Source organism: Mesorhizobium sp. M0848 (assembly GCF_040319805.1).
Taxonomy (GTDB): domain Bacteria; phylum Pseudomonadota; class Alphaproteobacteria; order Rhizobiales; family Rhizobiaceae; genus Mesorhizobium.
The window spans coordinates 40,135-57,602 of sequence record NZ_JAMYOM010000038.1; the positions used below are offsets into that span (position 1 = coordinate 40,135).

The 17,468-nt window shown below is 61.7% G+C and carries 19 protein-coding genes; 15 read left to right on the forward strand and 4 right to left on the reverse strand.

Going from position 1 to position 17,468, the window contains the following annotated elements; translation table 11 throughout:
* Positions 1-59: 59 nt before the first annotated feature.
* The 6 genes from NKH95_RS30750 to NKH95_RS30775 all read left to right on the forward strand — a co-directional run bounded on the left by NKH95_RS30750 (position 60) and on the right by NKH95_RS30775 (position 4,567).
* Positions 60-1,094, forward strand: coding sequence for a cysteine synthase A (locus tag NKH95_RS30750; RefSeq protein ID WP_023812064.1), 1,035 nt, complete (start codon positions 60-62; stop codon positions 1,092-1,094).
* Positions 1,094-1,837, forward strand: coding sequence for an alanyl-tRNA editing protein (locus NKH95_RS30755; protein ID WP_023812063.1), 744 nt, complete (start codon positions 1,094-1,096; stop codon positions 1,835-1,837). The genes NKH95_RS30750 and NKH95_RS30755 overlap by 1 nt, the downstream gene beginning before the upstream one ends.
* Positions 1,838-1,877: 40 nt before the next feature.
* Entirely contained in the window at positions 1,878-2,729 is an 852-nt protein-coding gene (gene sseA / locus NKH95_RS30760; protein ID WP_023812062.1) for a 3-mercaptopyruvate sulfurtransferase, read from the forward strand.
* 5 nt (positions 2,730-2,734) lie between these two features.
* Entirely contained in the window at positions 2,735-3,298 is a 564-nt protein-coding gene (locus NKH95_RS30765) for a GNAT family N-acetyltransferase (RefSeq protein ID WP_023812061.1), read from the forward strand.
* A gap of 111 nt (positions 3,299-3,409) precedes the next feature.
* Complete coding sequence (locus tag NKH95_RS30770) at positions 3,410-3,967, forward strand: OmpA family protein (protein ID WP_023812060.1); 558 nt, start codon at positions 3,410-3,412, stop codon at positions 3,965-3,967.
* Positions 3,968-4,099: 132 nt separating this feature from the next.
* Positions 4,100-4,567: a DUF1203 domain-containing protein gene (locus NKH95_RS30775; RefSeq protein WP_023812059.1), complete on the forward strand. Its 468-nt coding sequence runs from the start codon at positions 4,100-4,102 to the stop codon at positions 4,565-4,567.
* Between the two features lie 223 nt (positions 4,568-4,790).
* Here the strand turns inward: NKH95_RS30775 and NKH95_RS30780 are convergent, their stop codons facing one another.
* Complete coding sequence (locus tag NKH95_RS30780; RefSeq protein WP_031213496.1) at positions 4,791-6,098, reverse strand: outer membrane protein; 1,308 nt, start codon at positions 6,096-6,098, stop codon at positions 4,791-4,793.
* Positions 6,099-6,305: 207 nt separating this feature from the next.
* Entirely contained in the window at positions 6,306-7,421 is a 1,116-nt protein-coding gene (gene ald, locus NKH95_RS30785; RefSeq protein WP_023812057.1) for an alanine dehydrogenase, read from the reverse strand.
* A 155-nt stretch (positions 7,422-7,576) separates the two neighbouring features.
* Between ald and NKH95_RS30790 the strand changes: the two genes are divergently transcribed.
* Complete coding sequence (locus NKH95_RS30790) at positions 7,577-8,050, forward strand: Lrp/AsnC family transcriptional regulator (protein WP_023812056.1); 474 nt, start codon at positions 7,577-7,579, stop codon at positions 8,048-8,050.
* Positions 8,051-8,413: 363 nt separating this feature from the next.
* On the opposite strand, the gene NKH95_RS30795 is transcribed toward NKH95_RS30790, so the two are convergent.
* Positions 8,414-9,067, reverse strand: a complete 654-nt coding sequence (locus tag NKH95_RS30795; protein WP_352630607.1) for a 5-formyltetrahydrofolate cyclo-ligase — start codon at positions 9,065-9,067, stop codon at positions 8,414-8,416.
* A gap of 163 nt (positions 9,068-9,230) precedes the next feature.
* Between NKH95_RS30795 and NKH95_RS30800 the strand changes: the two genes are divergently transcribed.
* Positions 9,231-10,496: an NAD(P)/FAD-dependent oxidoreductase gene (locus NKH95_RS30800; RefSeq protein ID WP_352894223.1), complete on the forward strand. Its 1,266-nt coding sequence runs from the start codon at positions 9,231-9,233 to the stop codon at positions 10,494-10,496.
* Positions 10,497-10,641: 145 nt separating this feature from the next.
* The gene (locus NKH95_RS30805) at positions 10,642-12,558 is read left to right on the forward strand and encodes a bifunctional 2',3'-cyclic-nucleotide 2'-phosphodiesterase/3'-nucleotidase (protein WP_352894225.1); all 1,917 of its coding nucleotides are present in this window, start codon (positions 10,642-10,644) and stop codon (positions 12,556-12,558) included.
* A 48-nt stretch (positions 12,559-12,606) separates the two neighbouring features.
* Here NKH95_RS30805 and NKH95_RS30810 read toward each other — a convergent pair whose 3' ends face one another.
* Entirely contained in the window at positions 12,607-13,863 is a 1,257-nt protein-coding gene (locus NKH95_RS30810; RefSeq protein ID WP_352894227.1) for a class I SAM-dependent methyltransferase, read from the reverse strand.
* Positions 13,864-14,195: 332 nt separating this feature from the next.
* On the opposite strand from NKH95_RS30810, the gene NKH95_RS30815 reads away from it, so the two are divergent.
* The 6 genes from NKH95_RS30815 to NKH95_RS30840 all read left to right on the forward strand — a co-directional run bounded on the left by NKH95_RS30815 (position 14,196) and on the right by NKH95_RS30840 (position 17,325).
* Positions 14,196-14,330, forward strand: a complete 135-nt coding sequence (locus NKH95_RS30815) for a hypothetical protein (protein ID WP_023812051.1) — start codon at positions 14,196-14,198, stop codon at positions 14,328-14,330.
* Positions 14,331-14,421: 91 nt separating this feature from the next.
* The gene (locus tag NKH95_RS30820; RefSeq protein WP_352795558.1) at positions 14,422-14,712 is read left to right on the forward strand and encodes a Dabb family protein; all 291 of its coding nucleotides are present in this window, start codon (positions 14,422-14,424) and stop codon (positions 14,710-14,712) included.
* Positions 14,713-14,825: 113 nt separating this feature from the next.
* Entirely contained in the window at positions 14,826-15,716 is an 891-nt protein-coding gene (locus NKH95_RS30825; RefSeq protein ID WP_352894229.1) for a VOC family protein, read from the forward strand.
* Complete coding sequence (gene kdsA, locus NKH95_RS30830) at positions 15,713-16,573, forward strand: 3-deoxy-8-phosphooctulonate synthase (protein WP_031213495.1); 861 nt, start codon at positions 15,713-15,715, stop codon at positions 16,571-16,573. Before NKH95_RS30825 ends, kdsA begins: the two co-directional genes overlap by 4 nt.
* A 96-nt stretch (positions 16,574-16,669) precedes the next feature.
* On the forward strand, positions 16,670-16,873 hold the full coding sequence (locus NKH95_RS30835; protein WP_127294417.1) for a dodecin family protein: 204 nt from the start codon (positions 16,670-16,672) through the stop codon (positions 16,871-16,873).
* A gap of 86 nt (positions 16,874-16,959) precedes the next feature.
* Entirely contained in the window at positions 16,960-17,325 is a 366-nt protein-coding gene (locus NKH95_RS30840; protein ID WP_127294419.1) for a PRC-barrel domain-containing protein, read from the forward strand.
* Positions 17,326-17,468: the final 143 nt, after the last annotated feature.

Sequence of the window (17,468 nt, forward strand, 5' to 3'; positions counted from 1 at the left end):
CCTTGAAACCGCAGCTTCGGGTTTCTAGGGTTTCGGCGCACCTACACAAGGAATCCTGAATGCCCCGTTCTGTGATCGACGCGATCGGCAACACGCCTCTGATCCGCCTCAACAAAGCTTCGGAACAAACCGGTTGCGAGATCCTGGGCAAGGCCGAATTCATGAATCCGGGCCAGTCGGTCAAGGATCGCGCGGGCCTGTTCATCATCCGCGACGCCGAGAAGCGCGGGCTGCTGAAGCCCGGCGGTGTGATCGTCGAGGGAACGGCGGGCAATACCGGCATCGGGCTGACGTTGGTCGCCAAGGCGCTCGGCTATCGCACCGTCATCGTCATCCCGGACACACAGAGCCAGGAGAAGAAGGACACGATCAAACTGCTCGGCGCCGAACTGATCGAAGTGCCGGCCGTGCCCTACAGGAATCCCAACAATTACGTGAAACTGTCGGGGCGGTTGGCCGAGCAACTGGCAAAGACAGAACCGAACGGCGCCATCTGGGCCAACCAGTTCGACAATGTCGCCAACCGTGACGGCCATATCCGCACCACGGCGGAGGAAATCTGGAACCAGACCGGCGGCAAGGTCGACGGCTTTGTCTCGGCGGTCGGTTCGGGCGGCACGCTGGCCGGCGTCGCCTCCGGACTGAAAGCCAAAAGCCGGGATGTGAAGATCGCGCTCGCCGATCCGCTGGGGGCCGCGCTCTATTCTTTCTACACCAGCGGCGAGCTGAAGTCCGAAGGCAGCTCGATCACCGAAGGCATCGGGCAGGGGCGAATCACCGCCAATCTCGAAGGGTTCACGCCGGATTTTTCATTCCAGATCCCCGATGAGGATGCGCTGCCGATCGTCTTCGACCTGATCCAGGAAGAAGGCCTTTGCGTCGGCGGCTCGACCGGCATCAACATTGCCGGCGCGATCCGTCTGGCCAGGGAATTAGGCCCCGGCCACACCATCGTGACCATCCTTTGCGATTACGGCACGCGCTATCAATCAAAACTGTTCAACCCGGAATTCCTGCGCGAGAAGCAGCTGCCGGTGCCAGGCTGGATGGAGCTGAAGAGCACAATTCCGGTGCCGTTCGAAAAGGTCGCGTGATGGCAAACAGGACGGACGCCCTGTTTCGCGACGATGCCTATCTGCGGACGGCGGACGCGACAGTCGTTGCTGTGAACGATCGCGGCGGTATCATCCTCGACCGGACGATCTTCTACGCCACTTCGGGTGGCCAGCCGGGTGACACCGGATATCTCGAACGCGGCGATGGTAGCCGCATCGCCATTGCCGCCACCCTCACCGGTGAGACCAAGGACGAGATCATCCATGTGCCGGCGCCGGAGCAGGCGGTTCCGCAGCCCGGCGAGGCGGTGAGGCTGGCCATCGACTGGGAGCGGCGGCATCTCTTGATGCGCATGCACGCGGCTTGCCACCTGCTCACCGTCGTCTGCCCGTTCCCGATCACCGGTGCCTCGGTTTCCGAGGACGACAGCCGTGTCGATTTCGACGCTCCGGATGCCGGCTTCACCAAGGAGGACGTCACTGCCGGGCTGATGGACCTGGTGCGGGCCGATCATCCGATCTTTGTCAGGCTGATCAGTGACGAGGATCTGGCTGCCAATCCCGGCCTAGTGAAATCCAAGAACGTTCGGCCGCCGGTCGGCACCGGCAAGATCCGCCTGGTCTGTATCGGCGACAACGCCTCGGTGGACAGCCAGCCCTGCGGCGGCACCCATGTAAAGAGCACCGGCGAAGTCGGCGAAATCCACATCGGCAAGATCGAGAAGAAGGGCCGCGAGAACCGGCGCTTCCGCATCCGCTTTGGGCCGATGTCGGCAAACTGAACAGGACAGTGATCGCCAAAAAAGCGAGCAGGAGAACAAAATGGCCGAGGACAGCCCCTTCACCGTCGACGCAGACTGGCTGCAGCAACGTCTCGGCGAGCCGGGCCTGACGATCATCGACGCATCCTGGTATCTCCCGGCGCAGAAGCGCGATGCGCGCGGCGAGTATGAGTCGGCCCACATCCCGGGCGCACGATTTCTCGATCAGGATGCCGTTTCGGACCCGGATTCGCCCCTGCCGCATACCTTGCCGTCGCCGCAGCATTTTGCCCAGTATGTCGGCGCCATGGGTGTTTCGGCCGATGACACCATCGTCGTCTATGATGGTCCGGGTTTCTTCTCGGCGCCCCGGGCGTGGTGGATGTTCCGGGTGATGGGCGTCTTCCAGACCTATATTCTGGATGGCGGCTTCGATGGCTGGAAAGCCGCCGGCAGGCCGGTGACGGCTGAGCCGACCAAGATCGCGCCAAGCGTGTTTCATGCCGATTTCGACCCCGGGCGCGTCGCCAGCCTCGCCGACATGCGCCGGATCGTCGACACCAGGGCAAGCCAGATCGCCGACGCCCGGGGGCCGGGCCGGTTCACCGGCACTGAACCTGAGCCGCGCGCGGGTATCCGCTCCGGCCATATGCCTGGCGCGCGCAATCTGCCCTATTCGGCGCTGTCGGAAAATGGCGAGCTGTTGTCGAAGGACCGCCTGCGCAAGGTGATCGAGGAGGCCGGCATCGATCTGTCGAAACCTGTCGTCACTTCATGCGGCTCCGGTATTACCGCGGCGGTGGTGACGCTGGCGCTGGAAACGCTTGGCCATACGAACAACAGGCTTTACGACGGCTCCTGGACGGAGTGGGGCGGGCTTTCCGACACGCCTGTGGTGACCGGCAAGGAATGAAGACGATGGAAAACGGCACGCTGGAAGACATTGACGTCACGGTGACGTTCCTCGAGATGCATGTGCCGCCGGCCTATTCGCCGCCTGTGCCGTATAACCGTCAGGTCGCGCTGCTGAAGACCAAGGACATTCCGCTGCATTTCTACCGCTATCTGATGGACCGGGTGGGGCGCAAATGGCACTGGGTCAATGTGCTGAGACTGGATGACGACGAGCTTTCGGCCGGCATCCATCGCGAGGACCGCGACATCAGGGTGCTCTACCTCGATGGCGCCCCCGCCGGCTTCTTTGACCTCAAGCCGCATCTGCCGGAAGAAGTCGAGCTCGCCTATTTCGGCATGATGGAACATGCGACCGGGCAAGGCATCGGCCGCTGGTTCCTGGGCTCCGCGATCGCCGCCGCATGGTCGCATGGGCCGAAGCGGGTGACGGTGCAGACCTGCACGCTCGATCATCCGGCGGCTCTGCCGCTCTACCAGAAGCTCGGCTTCGCACCGGTGGCGCAAAAGAGGGAAATCGTCCATCCGCTGCCTTTCACCGAGCGCGCGGCCAGCGTCATGCGGCCCTAGCCGGAAGCTAATACCAGCTCGAATCTGAACCCGTCGTTCATCGGCCCTTCAGGCTGTTTTTGGCATGTTGCCGGCACCATCAATGCGGCCAAGGCCGAAGGAGACGAAGACATGCTGACCCGCCGTACACTTGCCGCCGCGCTGATCGCGGCAATTGCCATGCCAAGCCTGGCCGCAGCCCAGGCGACAACGCCTTCGGCCGCGACGATCGAGCGGAAGCTCGAGGCGGCGCCGCGTGTGAAATTGCGGCCGAACGAGCGCGTCACCATCCGCGAATTCAAGCGGCGCCCGGATTTGCGCCGCATGGCCCGCTCGATCGATATCCAGTCGATCAACTTCGCCTTCGGTTCGGCGGCCATTTCCAGTTCGCAATACGACAAGATCGAGACCATTGCCGACGCGCTGCGGCGCATCCTGCGCCGCGATCGCGGCGCCCGCGTGCTGATCGAGGGCCATACCGACGCCGTCGGCTCCTTCCAGTCGAACCAGGCCCTGTCCGAACAGCGCGCCGCTTCGCTGAAGCGCACGCTGGTGCGCGAATTCGGCGTGCCGGGTCATGCTCTCGAGACAGTCGGCTATGGCGAGGAGTTTTTGCTGGTGCAGACGCAGACCGAAAACTGGCAGAATCGCCGGGTGACGCTGCGCCGCTTCGACGATTTCATCCGTTGAGCCGCAGCTCCGACGGGACTTGATGAGAGCCGATCGCCGAGGGGCGACCGGCTCTTCGACATTTGGCAGGAATCGGGTGGGCGGCGAGGGTTCAAGGACATAATTTCCAGTCACGACACCGGAGATTTTTCCATGACCATCCAGTTCAAAGCTTTGCCGACCGAAGATGTCAGGACATTGCAGCGCGGTGGCATCGATGCTTATGGCCAAATGCCCGAGCGAAAGATCTCCGACGGTGACGGCATGCCTTGCCGTCATTGCTTGAAGAACATAGGAGCCGGCGACGCCTACCTTGTTCTGGCATACAGGCCATTCCCGGGGCTTCAGCCCTATGCCGAAACCGGGCCGATCTTCCTGCATGCCGAGGAATGCGATGGTGCCGCTGAGAGCGGGGCGCTGCCCGAGGTTCTCGATAGCCCTGACTACATCGTGCGCGGCTATGGCAGGGATGATCGTATCGTCTATGGCAGCGGCGGCGTCATCCCGACCACGGCAATTGCTGCACGGGCCGAGACGCTGTTCGAACGCGACGAGATCGCCTACGTCCATGTCCGTTCGGCGCGCAACAATTGCTACCAGTGCCGCATCGAGCGCGCTTGAGGCTGAGATTAGCCCCTGGAAACAGTTGTCGTACTCCCGTCGCATATTCGCGATAGAAAGCCATTGTCGATCGATTTGCCGACCACGGATGAACCGGCGGTAAATCTCGACATCGAGGAAGCGGGGCTTTGGCTCCGCTTTTTTGTTGCGCGGGGGTATTCCGCGCAACAAAAAAGCCCGCCGGCATGGCCGACGGGCTGCAACTGTTTGGCTGGAGGGCCTTTTAGTTGAACTTGTACTTCGCGCCGAGACCCACGGTGTGGAAAGAGGAAGTCGCGGTAAGGGTGTCGTCAGGTGCGCCGAATTCCGAAGAAAAGTCCTTCTTGGCGAACTGCGAATAGCGATATTCGAGACCGACGGTAACGTTGCTGGACAGAGCCGTTTCAAGGCCGCCACCAACCGAGAAACCGCTGGAACCCCAGTCGAGAATGTCGCCGATCGGATCGGAAGCGTTCAGATCGAAATGCTGCCAGCTATAGCCGGCAAGCGCATAGGCAAGGGTCGATTCGTTCATCTTCATGCCGACGCGGCCCAACACATCGAACCCATAGTCGGTATCGACGTTGATCGATCCGCCGCCGAGCTCCAGTTCGGAAGTCATGCCGGAGTAGCGTGCATCGACCATGACGCCTGCGACCCAGCTGCCGAAGTCATGATCGTAGCCGACGTTCAGTTCACCAAAGGCACCTTCGCCACCGAGACCATTGAATTCCAGGTCGCCGAGCGGCGGAACGTTGATCTGATGCACGGATGCACCGGCGCCACCAGCGCCGCCGATGTAGAAGCCGGTCCAGTTGTAGGCTGGCGTCTCGAAGGCAGCACCGCCGCCGTTCTGCGCACCGAAACGGTAATTGGCTGCGATCTGGAAGGTATGGCGCGAGGTGTCAAGATTGAGGAGACCGTCCGGAACTCCGACAAGGCCAGCGTCGGAAAGAAGATCGTCCTTGGTCCCGAAGCGCGTATAGCGATACTCAGTCTTGATCGTCCAATTGCTGTTGATGGCCGTTTCGATGCCACCTCCGACAAAATACCCGCTTTGATCCCAATCAAAGTCGAAGCCGGCGTTCGTATCGAGCTTGTACTTCTGCCAGGAATAGCCACCCAGCACGTAACCCAGAGTGTTCGGCGTCAAGAGGTAGCCGAGACGCAGGCCAGCGTCGAAACCGTAGGTTTCTTTGATCGAAGCGTCGAACCCCGTAATGTCCAGCGTGGTCCCGATGTTGCCGACGTGAGCGTCCAGCAGACCTCCGATGAGGAACCGGGGCGAGACCATATAGTCATAGCCAACCGTCAGCTCACCATAGACGCCTTCGCCACCAATGCCGTTCAGCGAGATTGGAATAAAATCGCTGCCGAGCTTGTGTACGTTGGCACCGGCACCGACGCCGAAACCAACGTAGAGGCCGCTCCAGTTAAAGCCGGCAGCTTCTTCTACCGGTTGCACGACGTCAGCTGCATGAGCAGCAGACATCAAAGCTACAGCAGAAACAGCACCAAGAAGAAAAGATTTCGCGGATGTGCGAATGAACATATGCCCGTACCCCAATGAATAAACCCAGAATGTCTCTAGCAGGGAGTCGGCCGGTACGGGAATGACAAATATGCAACAATGATGAGCAAAGTGCCGTTGCGTCACGTGTTTCGACACCAAGCTTTGCCTGAAAAACAGGCTCGCAAGAAAAAAACCGCCGGCTTGGAACCGGCGGGCTGGATTGAAAGGAGCTGTTTTCGCGAAAAATCAGGCGGCAAGAACGGCTTTCGGCTCGACCAGTTCGTAGCCGAGCGCCTCGGCGACTGCCCGGTTGGTGATCTTGCCTTTATGGACATTGAGGCCGTTGCGCAGGTGATGATCGTCGACCAGCGCCTTCAGGCCCTTGTCGGCAAGCTGCAGGCCATAGTGCAGCGTCGCGTTGTTGAGCGCGTGGGCCGAAGTGACCGGCACGGCACCCGGCATGTTGGCGACGCAATAGTGGATGACGCCGTCGACCTCATAGGTCGGCTCGGCATGAGTGGTGGCGTGCGAAGTCTCGAAGCAGCCGCCCTGGTCGATGGCGACGTCGACCAGCACCGAGCCTTTCTTCATGCCCGACAGCATTTCGCGCGAAACCAGTTTTGGTGCCGCGGCACCCGGGATCAGCACCGCGCCGACGACGATGTCGGCTGAAAAACACTCTTCTTCCAGCGCCTCGACAGTCGAGTAACGGGTGTGGACGCGGCCGGCGAAGAGGTCGTCGAGCTGGCGCAGGCGCGGGATCGAGCGGTCGATGATGGTGACGTCGGCGCCAAGGCCGGCCGCCATCCTGGCCGCGTGCAGGCCGACGACGCCACCGCCGAGCACGGTGACCTTGCCGGGCAGCACGCCGGGCACGCCACCCAGCAGCACACCGCGGCCGCCATTGGCCTTCTGCAGCGCCGTGGCGCCGGCCTGGATCGACAGGCGTCCGGCAACTTCCGACATCGGCGCCAGCAGCGGCAGGCCGCCACGGTCGTCGGTCACAGTCTCGTAGGCGATTGCCGTCACGCCGGACGCAAGCAGGCCCTTGGTCTGCTCCGGATCCGGCGCCAGGTGGAGGTAGGTGTACAGGATCTGGCCTTCGCGAAGCTGCGCCCATTCGCTGGGCTGCGGTTCCTTGACCTTGACGATCATGTCCGACCTGGCGAACACCTCGGCGGCCGTCTTGGCAATCGTGGCGCCGGCGGCGCGATAGGCGTTGTCATCGGCGCCGATGCCGGCCCCGGCGCCGGTCTCGACCAGCACTTCGTGGCCATGGGCGACATATTCGCGGACCGAGCCGGGAGTGAGGCCGACGCGGTATTCGTGGTTCTTGATTTCCTTGGGGCAGCCGACGCGCATTTTCTTCTCCTGATCCGGCCCTTTGGGCTCGTTCCCTGTATGGATGGAGTGAACCACGAATCGTTGCGCAGGTGTTTGCGAATGCGCTTGCGCCAACCGGCCGGTTTCGATAATCGTTGCGCGAAATAACAAGATATTCGCAGGATTCACGAATAATGACGCTCGACAGGATTGATATCGCCATTCTTGAGGCATTGCAGAAGGATGGCAGGATACCCAACGCGGCACTTGCCGAAAAGGTCGGCCTATCGCAGTCGGCCTGTTCGCGCCGGCTCGACAATCTGGAGAAATCCGGAACCATCCGTGGCTATCATGCCCGGCTTTCCAATACAGCACTTGGCCACCAGATGACGGCGATCGTGCACATATCGCTGTCGGGACAGTTCGAGAAGACTCTGTCGGATTTCGAGGCGGCGATCAAACGCTGCCCGAACGTGCTGTCCTGCCATCTGATGTCGGGCGAATACGACTACATCCTGAGGATCGCGGCCAAGGATCTCGTCGACTATGAGCGAATCCACAAGGAATGGCTGTCGGCGATGCCGCACGTGACCAAGATCAATTCGTCGTTCGCCTTGCGTGAGATCGTCGACCGTACGGCCATGGGCATGAAGCCGGAGATGGCCTAGTTCCTCGACACAGAAGTTCTGACGGGTCGCTGCATAGACAAACCACCTGCCTTCGATTTGCGGAAACGGGCGTCACTTCGTCATCCACGGGCGGAGCAAGGAGTGTAGCGACGCAGCGCAGACCCGAGGATCCATGCCGCGACTTCAAAGCGTCACTACGGTGCAGAGTTCTGCTCGGCTGCATTCCTTGGTCAAGGTCACGGCATGGATCCTCGGGTCTCCGCGACGGAGCTTCGCTCCTGCTTCGCCCGTGGATGACGAAGGTGGGTGCCTTGGGTCAATCCCGAATGCCTCTGCGATCCATAGAGACGAACCATGACAACCTGGCTGCTGACAGGCCGCTAACCACCCTGTGGGCCTGGGCTAGCTGACCGCCGTTACCGCCCGATCCATCGGGATATCGTGCGGCTGCGGGTAGATGGTCGCGATGCGCTGCAATTCGTAGCCGACGCCGATGACCAGCGGCTTGAACGGCATCGCTGCCAGCGTACGGTCGAAGAAACCGCCGCCATACCCCAGGCGGTAGTTCTGGGGATCGATACCGACGATCGGCGAGATGACGATGTCCGGCAGCACCGGATCGCCCTCGGCCGGGATCGGGATATTCCAGACACCTTTCTCCAGCCGGTCGCCCGCTTTGTAGGCGCGAAAGATCAGCGGCTGCCCCTTCTCGATGACGATGGGCAGGGCGGTGCGGCCGCCGCGTTCGTTTATGGACGCCATCCAAGGCCGCAAATCCGGCTCGCCACGAAACGGCCAATAGAGACTGACCATGCGCCCGGCGATCTCGCCGATGATCGCGTCGAGGCTTTCCGCAATGCTTTGCGACATTACCGTTCGGGCGTCGGCCGAAACAGCAAGACGCGCGGCGATCAGGCGTTCGCGCTCGGCTTTGCGCCAGCGTCTCACATCGGTCCAGTCGCTCGAAGGCGCACGGAATTGCGGATCGAGTTCGTGCATGAAACAGGGCGGCGAAGAATATTGCGCCGGAGCATCGTCGTCACGATCATTGGCCATGCCTCACCTCATCGCGTGTTCGATGACGCTATACCTCGCGATACGATACAACATGTGCATTCACGACATGAAACGACGAGTCTCGGGTACTGTCCATCTGTTGTTGCATTGCACAAAAATACCTACATCCAGGACAGGCAATCTTGCTATCGGGGTGAACGAAATGAACGAAGCCAGGCATCATGTCGTCGTTGTCGGCGCGGGTTTCGGCGGCCTCGAATTCACCCGTGCACTTGCTGGCGCGCCGGTCCGTATCACCATGATCGACAAGCGCAACCATCACCTCTTCCAGCCGCTGCTCTACCAGGTGGCGACGACGGCGCTGGCCACCTCCGAAATTGCCTGGCCGATCCGCCACCTCCTGCGCAAGCGCAAGGATGTGACGACGCTGCTCGCCAATGTCACCGGTGTCGACCGCGCCGGCAAGCGCGTGCTGCTCGATGACGGCAGCGCGGTCGCCTACGACACGCTGGTGCTCGCCACCGGTGCCCGCCACGCCTATTTCGGCCATGACGAATGGGAACCGTTCGCACCTGGCCTGAAGACGTTGGAGGACGCCACCACCATTCGGCGCCGCATTCTCCTGGCCTTCGAACAGGCCGAGCGGGAGACCGATCCCGCCAAACGCCAGGCGTTGCTGACCATTGCGATCGTCGGCGGCGGACCGACCGGCGTCGAGCTTGCCGGCACCATCGTCGAGCTGGCGCATGACACGCTGCGCGGCGAATTCCGCAACATCGACACGCGGCAGACGCGCGTGGTGCTGATCGAGGCCGGCGACCGCATTCTGGCCAATTTCGCACTGAAACTTTCCGACTATGCCAGCAAAGCGCTCGAGCGGCTCGGCGTGACGGTCGAGCTCGGCCGGGCCGTCACGCGCTGCGACGCCGAAGGTGTTGTGTTTGGCGATAAGCAACTGGCAGCCCGAACGATCCTGTGGGCAGCCGGCGTTGCCGCTTCGCCAGCCGCTGAATGGCTGGGAGCGAAGGCGGACCGCGCGAGCAGGGTGCTGGTCGAGCCTGACCTCAGCGTGCCCGGCAGCCCGGAGATCTTTGTCATCGGCGACGCCGCTCATGTGCTGCGGCCGGACGGGCGGCCGGTTCCCGGCGTGGCGCCTTCCGCCAAACAGGAGGGCCGACATGTTGCGGCTACCATCAAGGCCAGGCTCGGCGGCGACACGACCGCGCGTCCTTTCCACTACAGGCATGCCGGCGATCTGGCGACGATCGGCAAACGCGCCGCCGCCATCGATTTCGGCTGGATCAAGCTCACCGGCTGGCTCGCCTGGTGGCTGTGGGGAGTGGCGCACATCTATTTCCTGATCGGTTTTCGCAACCGGCTTGCGGTTTCGCTGAGCTGGCTATGGATCTACGCGACAGGCCAGCGCAGCGCGCGGCTGATCACCCAGGGCGACGACGACAAGGGCTGATTTCTTCGCCCGACCGTTCATCCGCACGTCATCTGTTGCTGATGGACTGGCGGCTTCATGCGCGCGACTTGTTGAATGGACTTAAGCAGGTTTCAGAGCGAAGTTCGCTTCGGGGCAGGGCTTGTCAGGTTGTCGAGGAGAAAACATGTCGCAACTGCTCCATCCCGTATCCCGCCGCGATCTCCTTGCGGGTGCCGCCGCCGCAGGGGCACTGATCATGCTGCATCCGTTCTCCGCCCGCGCTCAAGGCAACCAGGCGCATCTCCGGATCATGGAGACCACGGACATCCATGTGAACGTGCTGCCTTACGATTACTACGCCGACAAAGCGAACGACACGCTGGGTCTGTCGCGCACGGCGTCTCTCATCGATGCCGTGCGCAAGGAAGCCGTGAATTCGATGCTGATCGACAATGGCGACCTGCTGCAGGGCAATCCGATGGGCGACTACATCGCCTATGAGAAGGGCCTGAAGGACGGCGACCTGCATCCGATCATGAAAGGCATGAACCTGCTCGGCTACGAGTGCTCGACGCTCGGCAACCACGAGTTCAACTACGGCCTGTCGTTCCTGGACAAGGTGCTGGCCGGTGCCAATTTTCCCTTCGTCTGCGCCAATTTGATCCGCGGCACCGAGCTCAAGGACGGTTCGGGCGCCGAGCAGCCGATCAGGATCGGCATCATCGGCTTCGTGCCGCCACAGATCATGGTCTGGGATCTGAAAAATCTGGAGGGCAGCGTCAAGACGCGCGACATCGTCGAGGCGGCCAAGGCCTGGGTGCCGCAGATGAAGGAGCAGGGCGCTGACATCGTCATTGCGCTCTCACATTCCGGCATCGACGTGAAGCAGGGCGACATGATGGAGAACGCCTCGTTCTTCGTCGCCGGCGTCGACGGCATCGATGCGGTGTTCACCGGTCACCAGCATCTGGTGTTCCCCGGCAAGAAGGATTTCCAGTCGCTCGACGGCGTCGATACGCAAAAAGGCACGCTGCAGGGCAAACCCGCCGTCATGGGGGGCTTCTGGGGCTCGCATATGGGGCTGATCGACCTGATGCTGGAGCGCGACGGGTCGAAATGGAAAGTCGTTTCAGCCACCTCCGAGGCGCGGCCGATCTTCGAGCGCGTCGACAACAAGAACAAGCCGACTGTCCCGGACGACAAGCGGATCATTGCGGCCCTCGAGCAGGACCATCAGGCGACCTTGGCCTATGTGCGGCGTCCGGTCGGCAAGACCTCCGCGCCGCTCTATTCCTATTTCGCGCTGGTCGCCGACGATCCATCGGTGCAGGTCGTCAGCCAGGCGCAGACCTGGTACCTGAAGGATATTCTGAAGAACACGCAATGGAAGGATGTGCCGCTGCTGTCGGCCGCCGCACCCTTCAAGGCGGGTGGACGCAATGGCGCCGACTACTATACCGACGTGCCGGCCGGCGATATCGCCATCAAGAACGTTGCCGACCTCTACCTCTATCCGAACACCGTGCGGGCGGTTGAAATCACCGGTGCTGAAGTCAAGGAATGGCTGGAAATGTCGGCCGGCATCTTCAACCGGATCGAGCCCGGCAAAGCCGACCAGGCCCTCATCAACACCGACTTTCCGTCCTACAATTTCGACGTCATCGACGGCGTCACCTACAAGATCGACCTGTCGCAGCCGCCGAAATACGATGCCAAGGGCGGGCTGGCGAATGCTGGCGGCAATCGTATTGCCGACTTGATGTTCGATGGGAAGCCAATTGATCCCAAACAGAAATTCGTCGTTGCGACCAACAATTATCGGGCCGGCGGCGGCGGCAATTTCCCCGACATCAATGCCTCGAAGATCATCTACGAAGCGCCGGACACCAATCGCGACGTCATCGTCCGCTACATCGTCAGCGAGGGCACGATCAACCCATCGGCGGACGGCAACTGGTCATTCGCGCCATTGCCTGGAACCAGCGCCGTGTTGGAAACCGGCGCCAGGGCGAAAGATTTCATTGCGCAGGTGAAATCGCTGAAGATCGAACCGGCGGGCGAGGGCGAGGCAGGGTTTGCGAAGTACCGCATCCTTCTGTGATCACCGCTGTTCGAAGGGCTCTTTCCACGCCGTCACCGCAGCGTGGAACTACGCCTTGTAGATTACCTGGCGCACGTCGATGTAGCTGGCCCGGAACCCGGCCTCGCAATAGTGCAGGTAGAACTCCCAGAGCTTCTTGAAGCGGTCGTCGAAGCCGAGCGGGACGATCTTCTCCCATGACGCCCAGAACCGGTGACGCCATTCAGCGAGCGTGCGAGCATAGTCGTCCGGAAATACGCGCTCGCGCAGATGGGCAAGGCCATGATCCCTGCCGAGCGCCTTGAGGATAGACGGCGTCGGCAGCATGCCACCGGGGAAAACGTAGCGCTGGATGAAATCCGGCCTTGCACGATAGGTGTCGTAAGAAGCTTCGTTGATGGTGATGATCTGAAGCCCGGCGGTACCGCCGGGCTTCAGGCAGGCCTTCATCTTGCTGAAGAACACCGGCCAGTATTTCTCGCCGACCGCCTCGAACATCTCGATCGAGGCGATGCGGTCGTAGGTGCCGGTTTCGTCGCGATAATCCTGCAGCTTGATTTCGACCTTGTCGGCAAGGCCGGCCTTGGCGATGCGCGCCGTGGCGAAGTCGTGCTGCTCGCGGCTGATCGTCAGCCCGGTCACCCGGCAGCCGATCTCGCGCGCCGCGAATTCGGCGAAGCCACCCCAGCCGCAGCCGATTTCCAGCACATGGTCCTTCGGACCGATCCCTGTATCCTTCGCCAGAGCGCGATATTTGGCGGCCTGGGCGCCTTCCAGGTCGTTGGCACCGGTCGTGTAGAGCGCCGAAGAATAGGTCATGCTCGGATCGAGCCATTCCTTGTAGAAGGCGTTGCCGAGGTCGTAATGCGCCGAGATATTGCGTTTCGAACCGGTGCGCGTGTTCTGGTTGAACCAGTGGCGGACGCGCTGGACGGTGTTGATCAGCCAACTGGTGCCGCCCGCGATACGCTCGCCGATGACCGAATTGACCACGAACAGCTCCAGGAAGCTGGTCACATCAGGGCTTTCCCAATCGCCGTCCACATAGGATTCGGCAACGCCGATCGTGCCGCCGGAAAAGGCGCGGCCGGGCAAGCGCCAATTCTTCAGCACCAGTTCGGCATCTGGGCCAGGTCCCTTGCCGCCGACGAGGACGGCACGGCCGTCCGGCAGCCTGACCTTGAGCGAACCGCGCGGCAGGTTCATCGCCGCCGACAGCACCATGCGCGCTTTCGCCGGCAGACCTTTGACGATCTCGGCGAAATTGAACTCATCGAGCCTGACCGCGTCGCTCAATGCTGCACCAAAAAGTTCCTTTTGTGCCATCTCATGCCCCCTGGATTTCCGCGGTGTCGGGGCAGATTGCCGAGCCACGGTTCTCTTGGACCATTCGCCAGTTTCGAACGCCGCCGCGACCGGTTCGTCGGCGAGCGGGCTCGAATGAAGTGCGCGCCCCCTACCAGAGCTTCAGCGCTTCCCGGTGAATCCGTGCGACAATCTTCCACGTCATGCGGGGAAACTTCAAGGGGCAGGCTGCAAGCGGGGCTGTGCCAAGCAGATTGCTCGCGCCGGCGGGCATCTGTGCCTTTGGACGGCCAAGGCGCAGCGCGTTAAAAAACGCCTATGGCCGCAGAATTCCTTGTGCGATAGATTTAGCCATGCGTTATGTAATCGTCATTGCCGCCATCGCGTTTTTCCTGATCTGGGATGGCATGTACAATCAGGGCCGGTATCTCGACACCACGGTGAGAGAACTTAGCCGCATTGTGCGATATGCTACCGGCAAGGTTTAGCTCCGGCGGCTGCAGCCGCGACATCCTTGTCGATTGACGCCAACGTCCTGCCGTCACAAAAGACCCCAGCACTTTGATCGAGGAGGCGGGGTTGATCCGGCATATCGTTTTCTTCAGCGCGCGGCGAAAAGAGGATGCCGAGGCTGTGCGCACCGGCTTGCTGGCGCTCGGCGACATTCCTCATTCCAGCCTTTTCGAGGTCACCTTGAACACCAAGGTCGATCCACTGTCCGATGAGGTCGACGTGGTCGTCTATGCGGAGTTCGCCGACGACGCCGCGCTGGCCGCCTACAAGGCGCACCCGCTCTATGCGCAGACCACCAGCAAGGTCAAACCGATGCGGGAACTGCGCTATTCCGCCGATGTCGTTGCCGGAAGCTGATGCCTTGTCCAGGTGGTGCCTTTTTCGAAGTCCGGTGAACTGACTTGGGCGAACTGGCCGGGATTGCGATCAAGTCTTGAACCGACTTGCGGAATGATGCACATCGCGCCTGCATGACCCAAACCGCAGCCGCAGGCACTCATCCGCTCGATCACCTGGTGCTGCCGACGCAGAGCCTTGAGGTTGCGCGAGCCCGGCTCACCGCGCTTGGCTTCGTCGTGGCCCCGACCGGCATCCATCCCTTCGGAACGGAAAACTGCTGTGTTTTCCTGGCCGACGGCACGTATCTCGAACCGCTCGCGGTCGGCGACGAACAGGTGGCGACAAAGGCTATCGCAGACGGCAATGTCTTCGTCACGCGTGATCGCGCCTATCGCGACAGCAACGGCGACGAGGGATTTTCCGCCATTGTTCTAAGCACGGGCAATGCCGACGCCGACCATGCACGCTATGTCGGTGCCGGCATCTCGGCGGGAGACATGCTGGGTTTTTCGCGCGCCTTCACCGACCCGGCCGGCAAAAGCGACATCGCATCGTTCAAGCTCGCCTTCGCGGCCGGAGCCGAAGCCACGGACGCCTTCCTGTTTGCCTGCGAGCGCGTCAACGCGCCTGATGTTGACCGTACGGCTTTGCAGGCCCACGCCAACGGCGCGACCGGAATTGTCGAGATCTTGGCGATCAGCGATGCGCCCGGAAAGCAGCATGGGCTTATTTCCGTGGCGGTGGACGATCCGGCCGCCGACAGGCAGGGCGGCAGGTTTCCCTTGCCGAATGCAGATTTGAGCGTGCTTGACGGCGCGGCTTTCACCGCGCGCTTCGGCCTGCCTGCCGGCGCGCCGACAGATCTACGCTTCGCAGCGGTGGTCTTTTCGGTTGGGAACGCCGATGTGACATCGAGGCTGCTTGCAGCCAATTCCGTCCAACACGATATAGCGGGCAATGATATCGTCGTGCGGCCTGCACCCGGACAGGGCGCGGCCTTCATCTTCCGGGAGATCCCATGAGCAAGCCGCAAGCGTCCAATTCAATGGCGCCCAATTCGTCGGTAACCGTCGGCAATGTCGTCTTCGACAACAAGGCGGCTCTGTCGCTGATCGCCGGCCCTTGTCAGTTTGAATCACGCCAGCACGCCTTCGATATGGCCGGCGCGCTGAAGGAACTGACCGGCAGGCTCGGCATAGGGCTCGTCTACAAGACCAGCTACGACAAGGCCAACCGCACCTCGCTGTCGGCGACGCGCGGTGCCGGTATGGACGCAGCCCTTCCCGTCTTCGACGAGTTGCGCAAGGAATTTTCGCTCCCCGTGCTGACCGATGTCCATACCGAGGAGCAGTGCGCGATCGTCGCGCCGCATGTCGATGTCCTGCAGATTCCGGCTTTCCTGTCGCGCCAGACGGACATGCTGGTCGCCGCCGCCAGGACCGGCAAGGTGATCAATGTGAAGAAGGGGCAGTTCCTCGCCCCCTGGGACATGAAGAACGTCGTCGCCAAGATCACCGGATCCGGCAATGCCAATGTGCTGACCACCGAGCGCGGCGCGTCCTTCGGCTACAACACGCTGGTGTCCGACATGCGCGCTCTGCCCATCATGGCCGAGATCGGCGCGCCGGTGATCTTCGATGCCACGCATTCGGTGCAGCAACCGGGCGGGCAGGGTGGTTCCTCGGGCGGCGAGCGCCGTTTTGTCGAGACGCTGGCCCGCGCGGCAGTCGCTGTCGGCGTTGCCGGCGTGTTCATCGAGACCCATCAGGATCCCGACAACTCGACCTCTTCCGACGGCCCGAACATGCTCCCGTTGAAGGACATGCCGGCCCTGCTCGAGCGGCTGATGGCATTCGACCGCATCGCCAAGGGCCTCTAAGGGCGGACGCATACTCCGCTGACTGCCGGCGCTTGTGGAAGGCACGAGCCGGCTATACGCTTGGCTGGCAAAAGAGCGTTTTGGCAGGAGGAAGCCATGTCCGTCGCCCGCGTCACCGAAATCACATCCTCGTCGAACAAGAGCTTTCAGGACGCCATCGAACAGGGAATTGCGCGCGCATCCAAAACCCTGAAGAACGTCGAGGGCGCCTGGATCCAGGACCAGAAGATCGTCGTCCAAGACGGCAAGATTGTTGCTTATCGCGTCAACATGAAGGTTACCTTCATCCTCGCGGAGTGATCGGTCGACGCCGAAAAAGTCGGGAACCTTCGCCCGCGCCCCTCATTGTCCAAGTATGGTTCGAAACCACAATGAGGAGCACAATCATGGCAACCCAGACAGGTCACACCCAAGCCATCGCCGCTTCGCGGGTCATCGGCACATCGGTCTACAATACCGAAGGCACGAGCATCGGCAGCATCGAGGATGTGATGCTTGACAAGATGACGAACGGCATCATGTTCGCGGTCATCGGTTTTGGCGGCTTCCTCGGTATCGGCGAGAAATATCACGCCATTCCGTGGGCAAGCCTCGACTACGATGAGGACAAAGGCGGGTATGTCGTGCCGTTTTCCAAGGAACAACTCAGGGCGGCACCTGCTTATTCGATCAACGAATTGACCGGGGCGGATGGCGAGGCGGCCCGCGACGAATCCTACAATTATTACAAGGTCACGCCTTACTGGCATTAACAGCAACCACAAAGCGGGCCCCCCCCCGGGGGGGGGGGGGGTGGTGTTATGGGTTATTGAGGTGGGATATATGGGGGCCGCCCCAAAGCCGCCCGGAGAGAGTTTAGGCCCCCCACAGGACAACCGCCCCCCGCCCGGGGGAT

What these genes read in the sequence shown, in the direction of transcription:
- NKH95_RS30835 (WP_127294417.1), top strand. Translation starts at nt 16,670, where the DNA reads ATGTCCGTCGCCCGCGTCACCGAAATCACATCCTCGTCGAACAAGAGC.
- ald (WP_023812057.1), bottom strand. Translation starts at nt 7,421, where the DNA reads ATGCGCGTCGGCTGCCCCAAGGAAATCAAGAACCACGAATACCGCGTC.
- NKH95_RS30805 (WP_352894225.1), top strand. Translation starts at nt 10,642, where the DNA reads ATGTCGCAACTGCTCCATCCCGTATCCCGCCGCGATCTCCTTGCGGGT.
- NKH95_RS30810 (WP_352894227.1), bottom strand. Translation starts at nt 13,863, where the DNA reads ATGGCACAAAAGGAACTTTTTGGTGCAGCATTGAGCGACGCGGTCAGG.
- NKH95_RS30780 (WP_031213496.1), bottom strand. Translation starts at nt 6,098, where the DNA reads ATGTTCATTCGCACATCCGCGAAATCTTTTCTTCTTGGTGCTGTTTCT.
- sseA (WP_023812062.1), top strand. Translation starts at nt 1,878, where the DNA reads ATGGCCGAGGACAGCCCCTTCACCGTCGACGCAGACTGGCTGCAGCAA.
- NKH95_RS30795 (WP_352630607.1), bottom strand. Translation starts at nt 9,067, where the DNA reads ATGGCCAATGATCGTGACGACGATGCTCCGGCGCAATATTCTTCGCCG.
- NKH95_RS30770 (WP_023812060.1), top strand. Translation starts at nt 3,410, where the DNA reads ATGCTGACCCGCCGTACACTTGCCGCCGCGCTGATCGCGGCAATTGCC.
- NKH95_RS30825 (WP_352894229.1), top strand. Translation starts at nt 14,826, where the DNA reads ATGACCCAAACCGCAGCCGCAGGCACTCATCCGCTCGATCACCTGGTG.
- NKH95_RS30775 (WP_023812059.1), top strand. Translation starts at nt 4,100, where the DNA reads ATGACCATCCAGTTCAAAGCTTTGCCGACCGAAGATGTCAGGACATTG.
- NKH95_RS30755 (WP_023812063.1), top strand. Translation starts at nt 1,094, where the DNA reads ATGGCAAACAGGACGGACGCCCTGTTTCGCGACGATGCCTATCTGCGG.
- kdsA (WP_031213495.1), top strand. Translation starts at nt 15,713, where the DNA reads ATGAGCAAGCCGCAAGCGTCCAATTCAATGGCGCCCAATTCGTCGGTA.
- NKH95_RS30840 (WP_127294419.1), top strand. Translation starts at nt 16,960, where the DNA reads ATGGCAACCCAGACAGGTCACACCCAAGCCATCGCCGCTTCGCGGGTC.
- NKH95_RS30765 (WP_023812061.1), top strand. Translation starts at nt 2,735, where the DNA reads ATGGAAAACGGCACGCTGGAAGACATTGACGTCACGGTGACGTTCCTC.
- NKH95_RS30800 (WP_352894223.1), top strand. Translation starts at nt 9,231, where the DNA reads ATGAACGAAGCCAGGCATCATGTCGTCGTTGTCGGCGCGGGTTTCGGC.
- NKH95_RS30815 (WP_023812051.1), top strand. Translation starts at nt 14,196, where the DNA reads ATGCGTTATGTAATCGTCATTGCCGCCATCGCGTTTTTCCTGATCTGG.
- NKH95_RS30790 (WP_023812056.1), top strand. Translation starts at nt 7,577, where the DNA reads ATGACGCTCGACAGGATTGATATCGCCATTCTTGAGGCATTGCAGAAG.
- NKH95_RS30750 (WP_023812064.1), top strand. Translation starts at nt 60, where the DNA reads ATGCCCCGTTCTGTGATCGACGCGATCGGCAACACGCCTCTGATCCGC.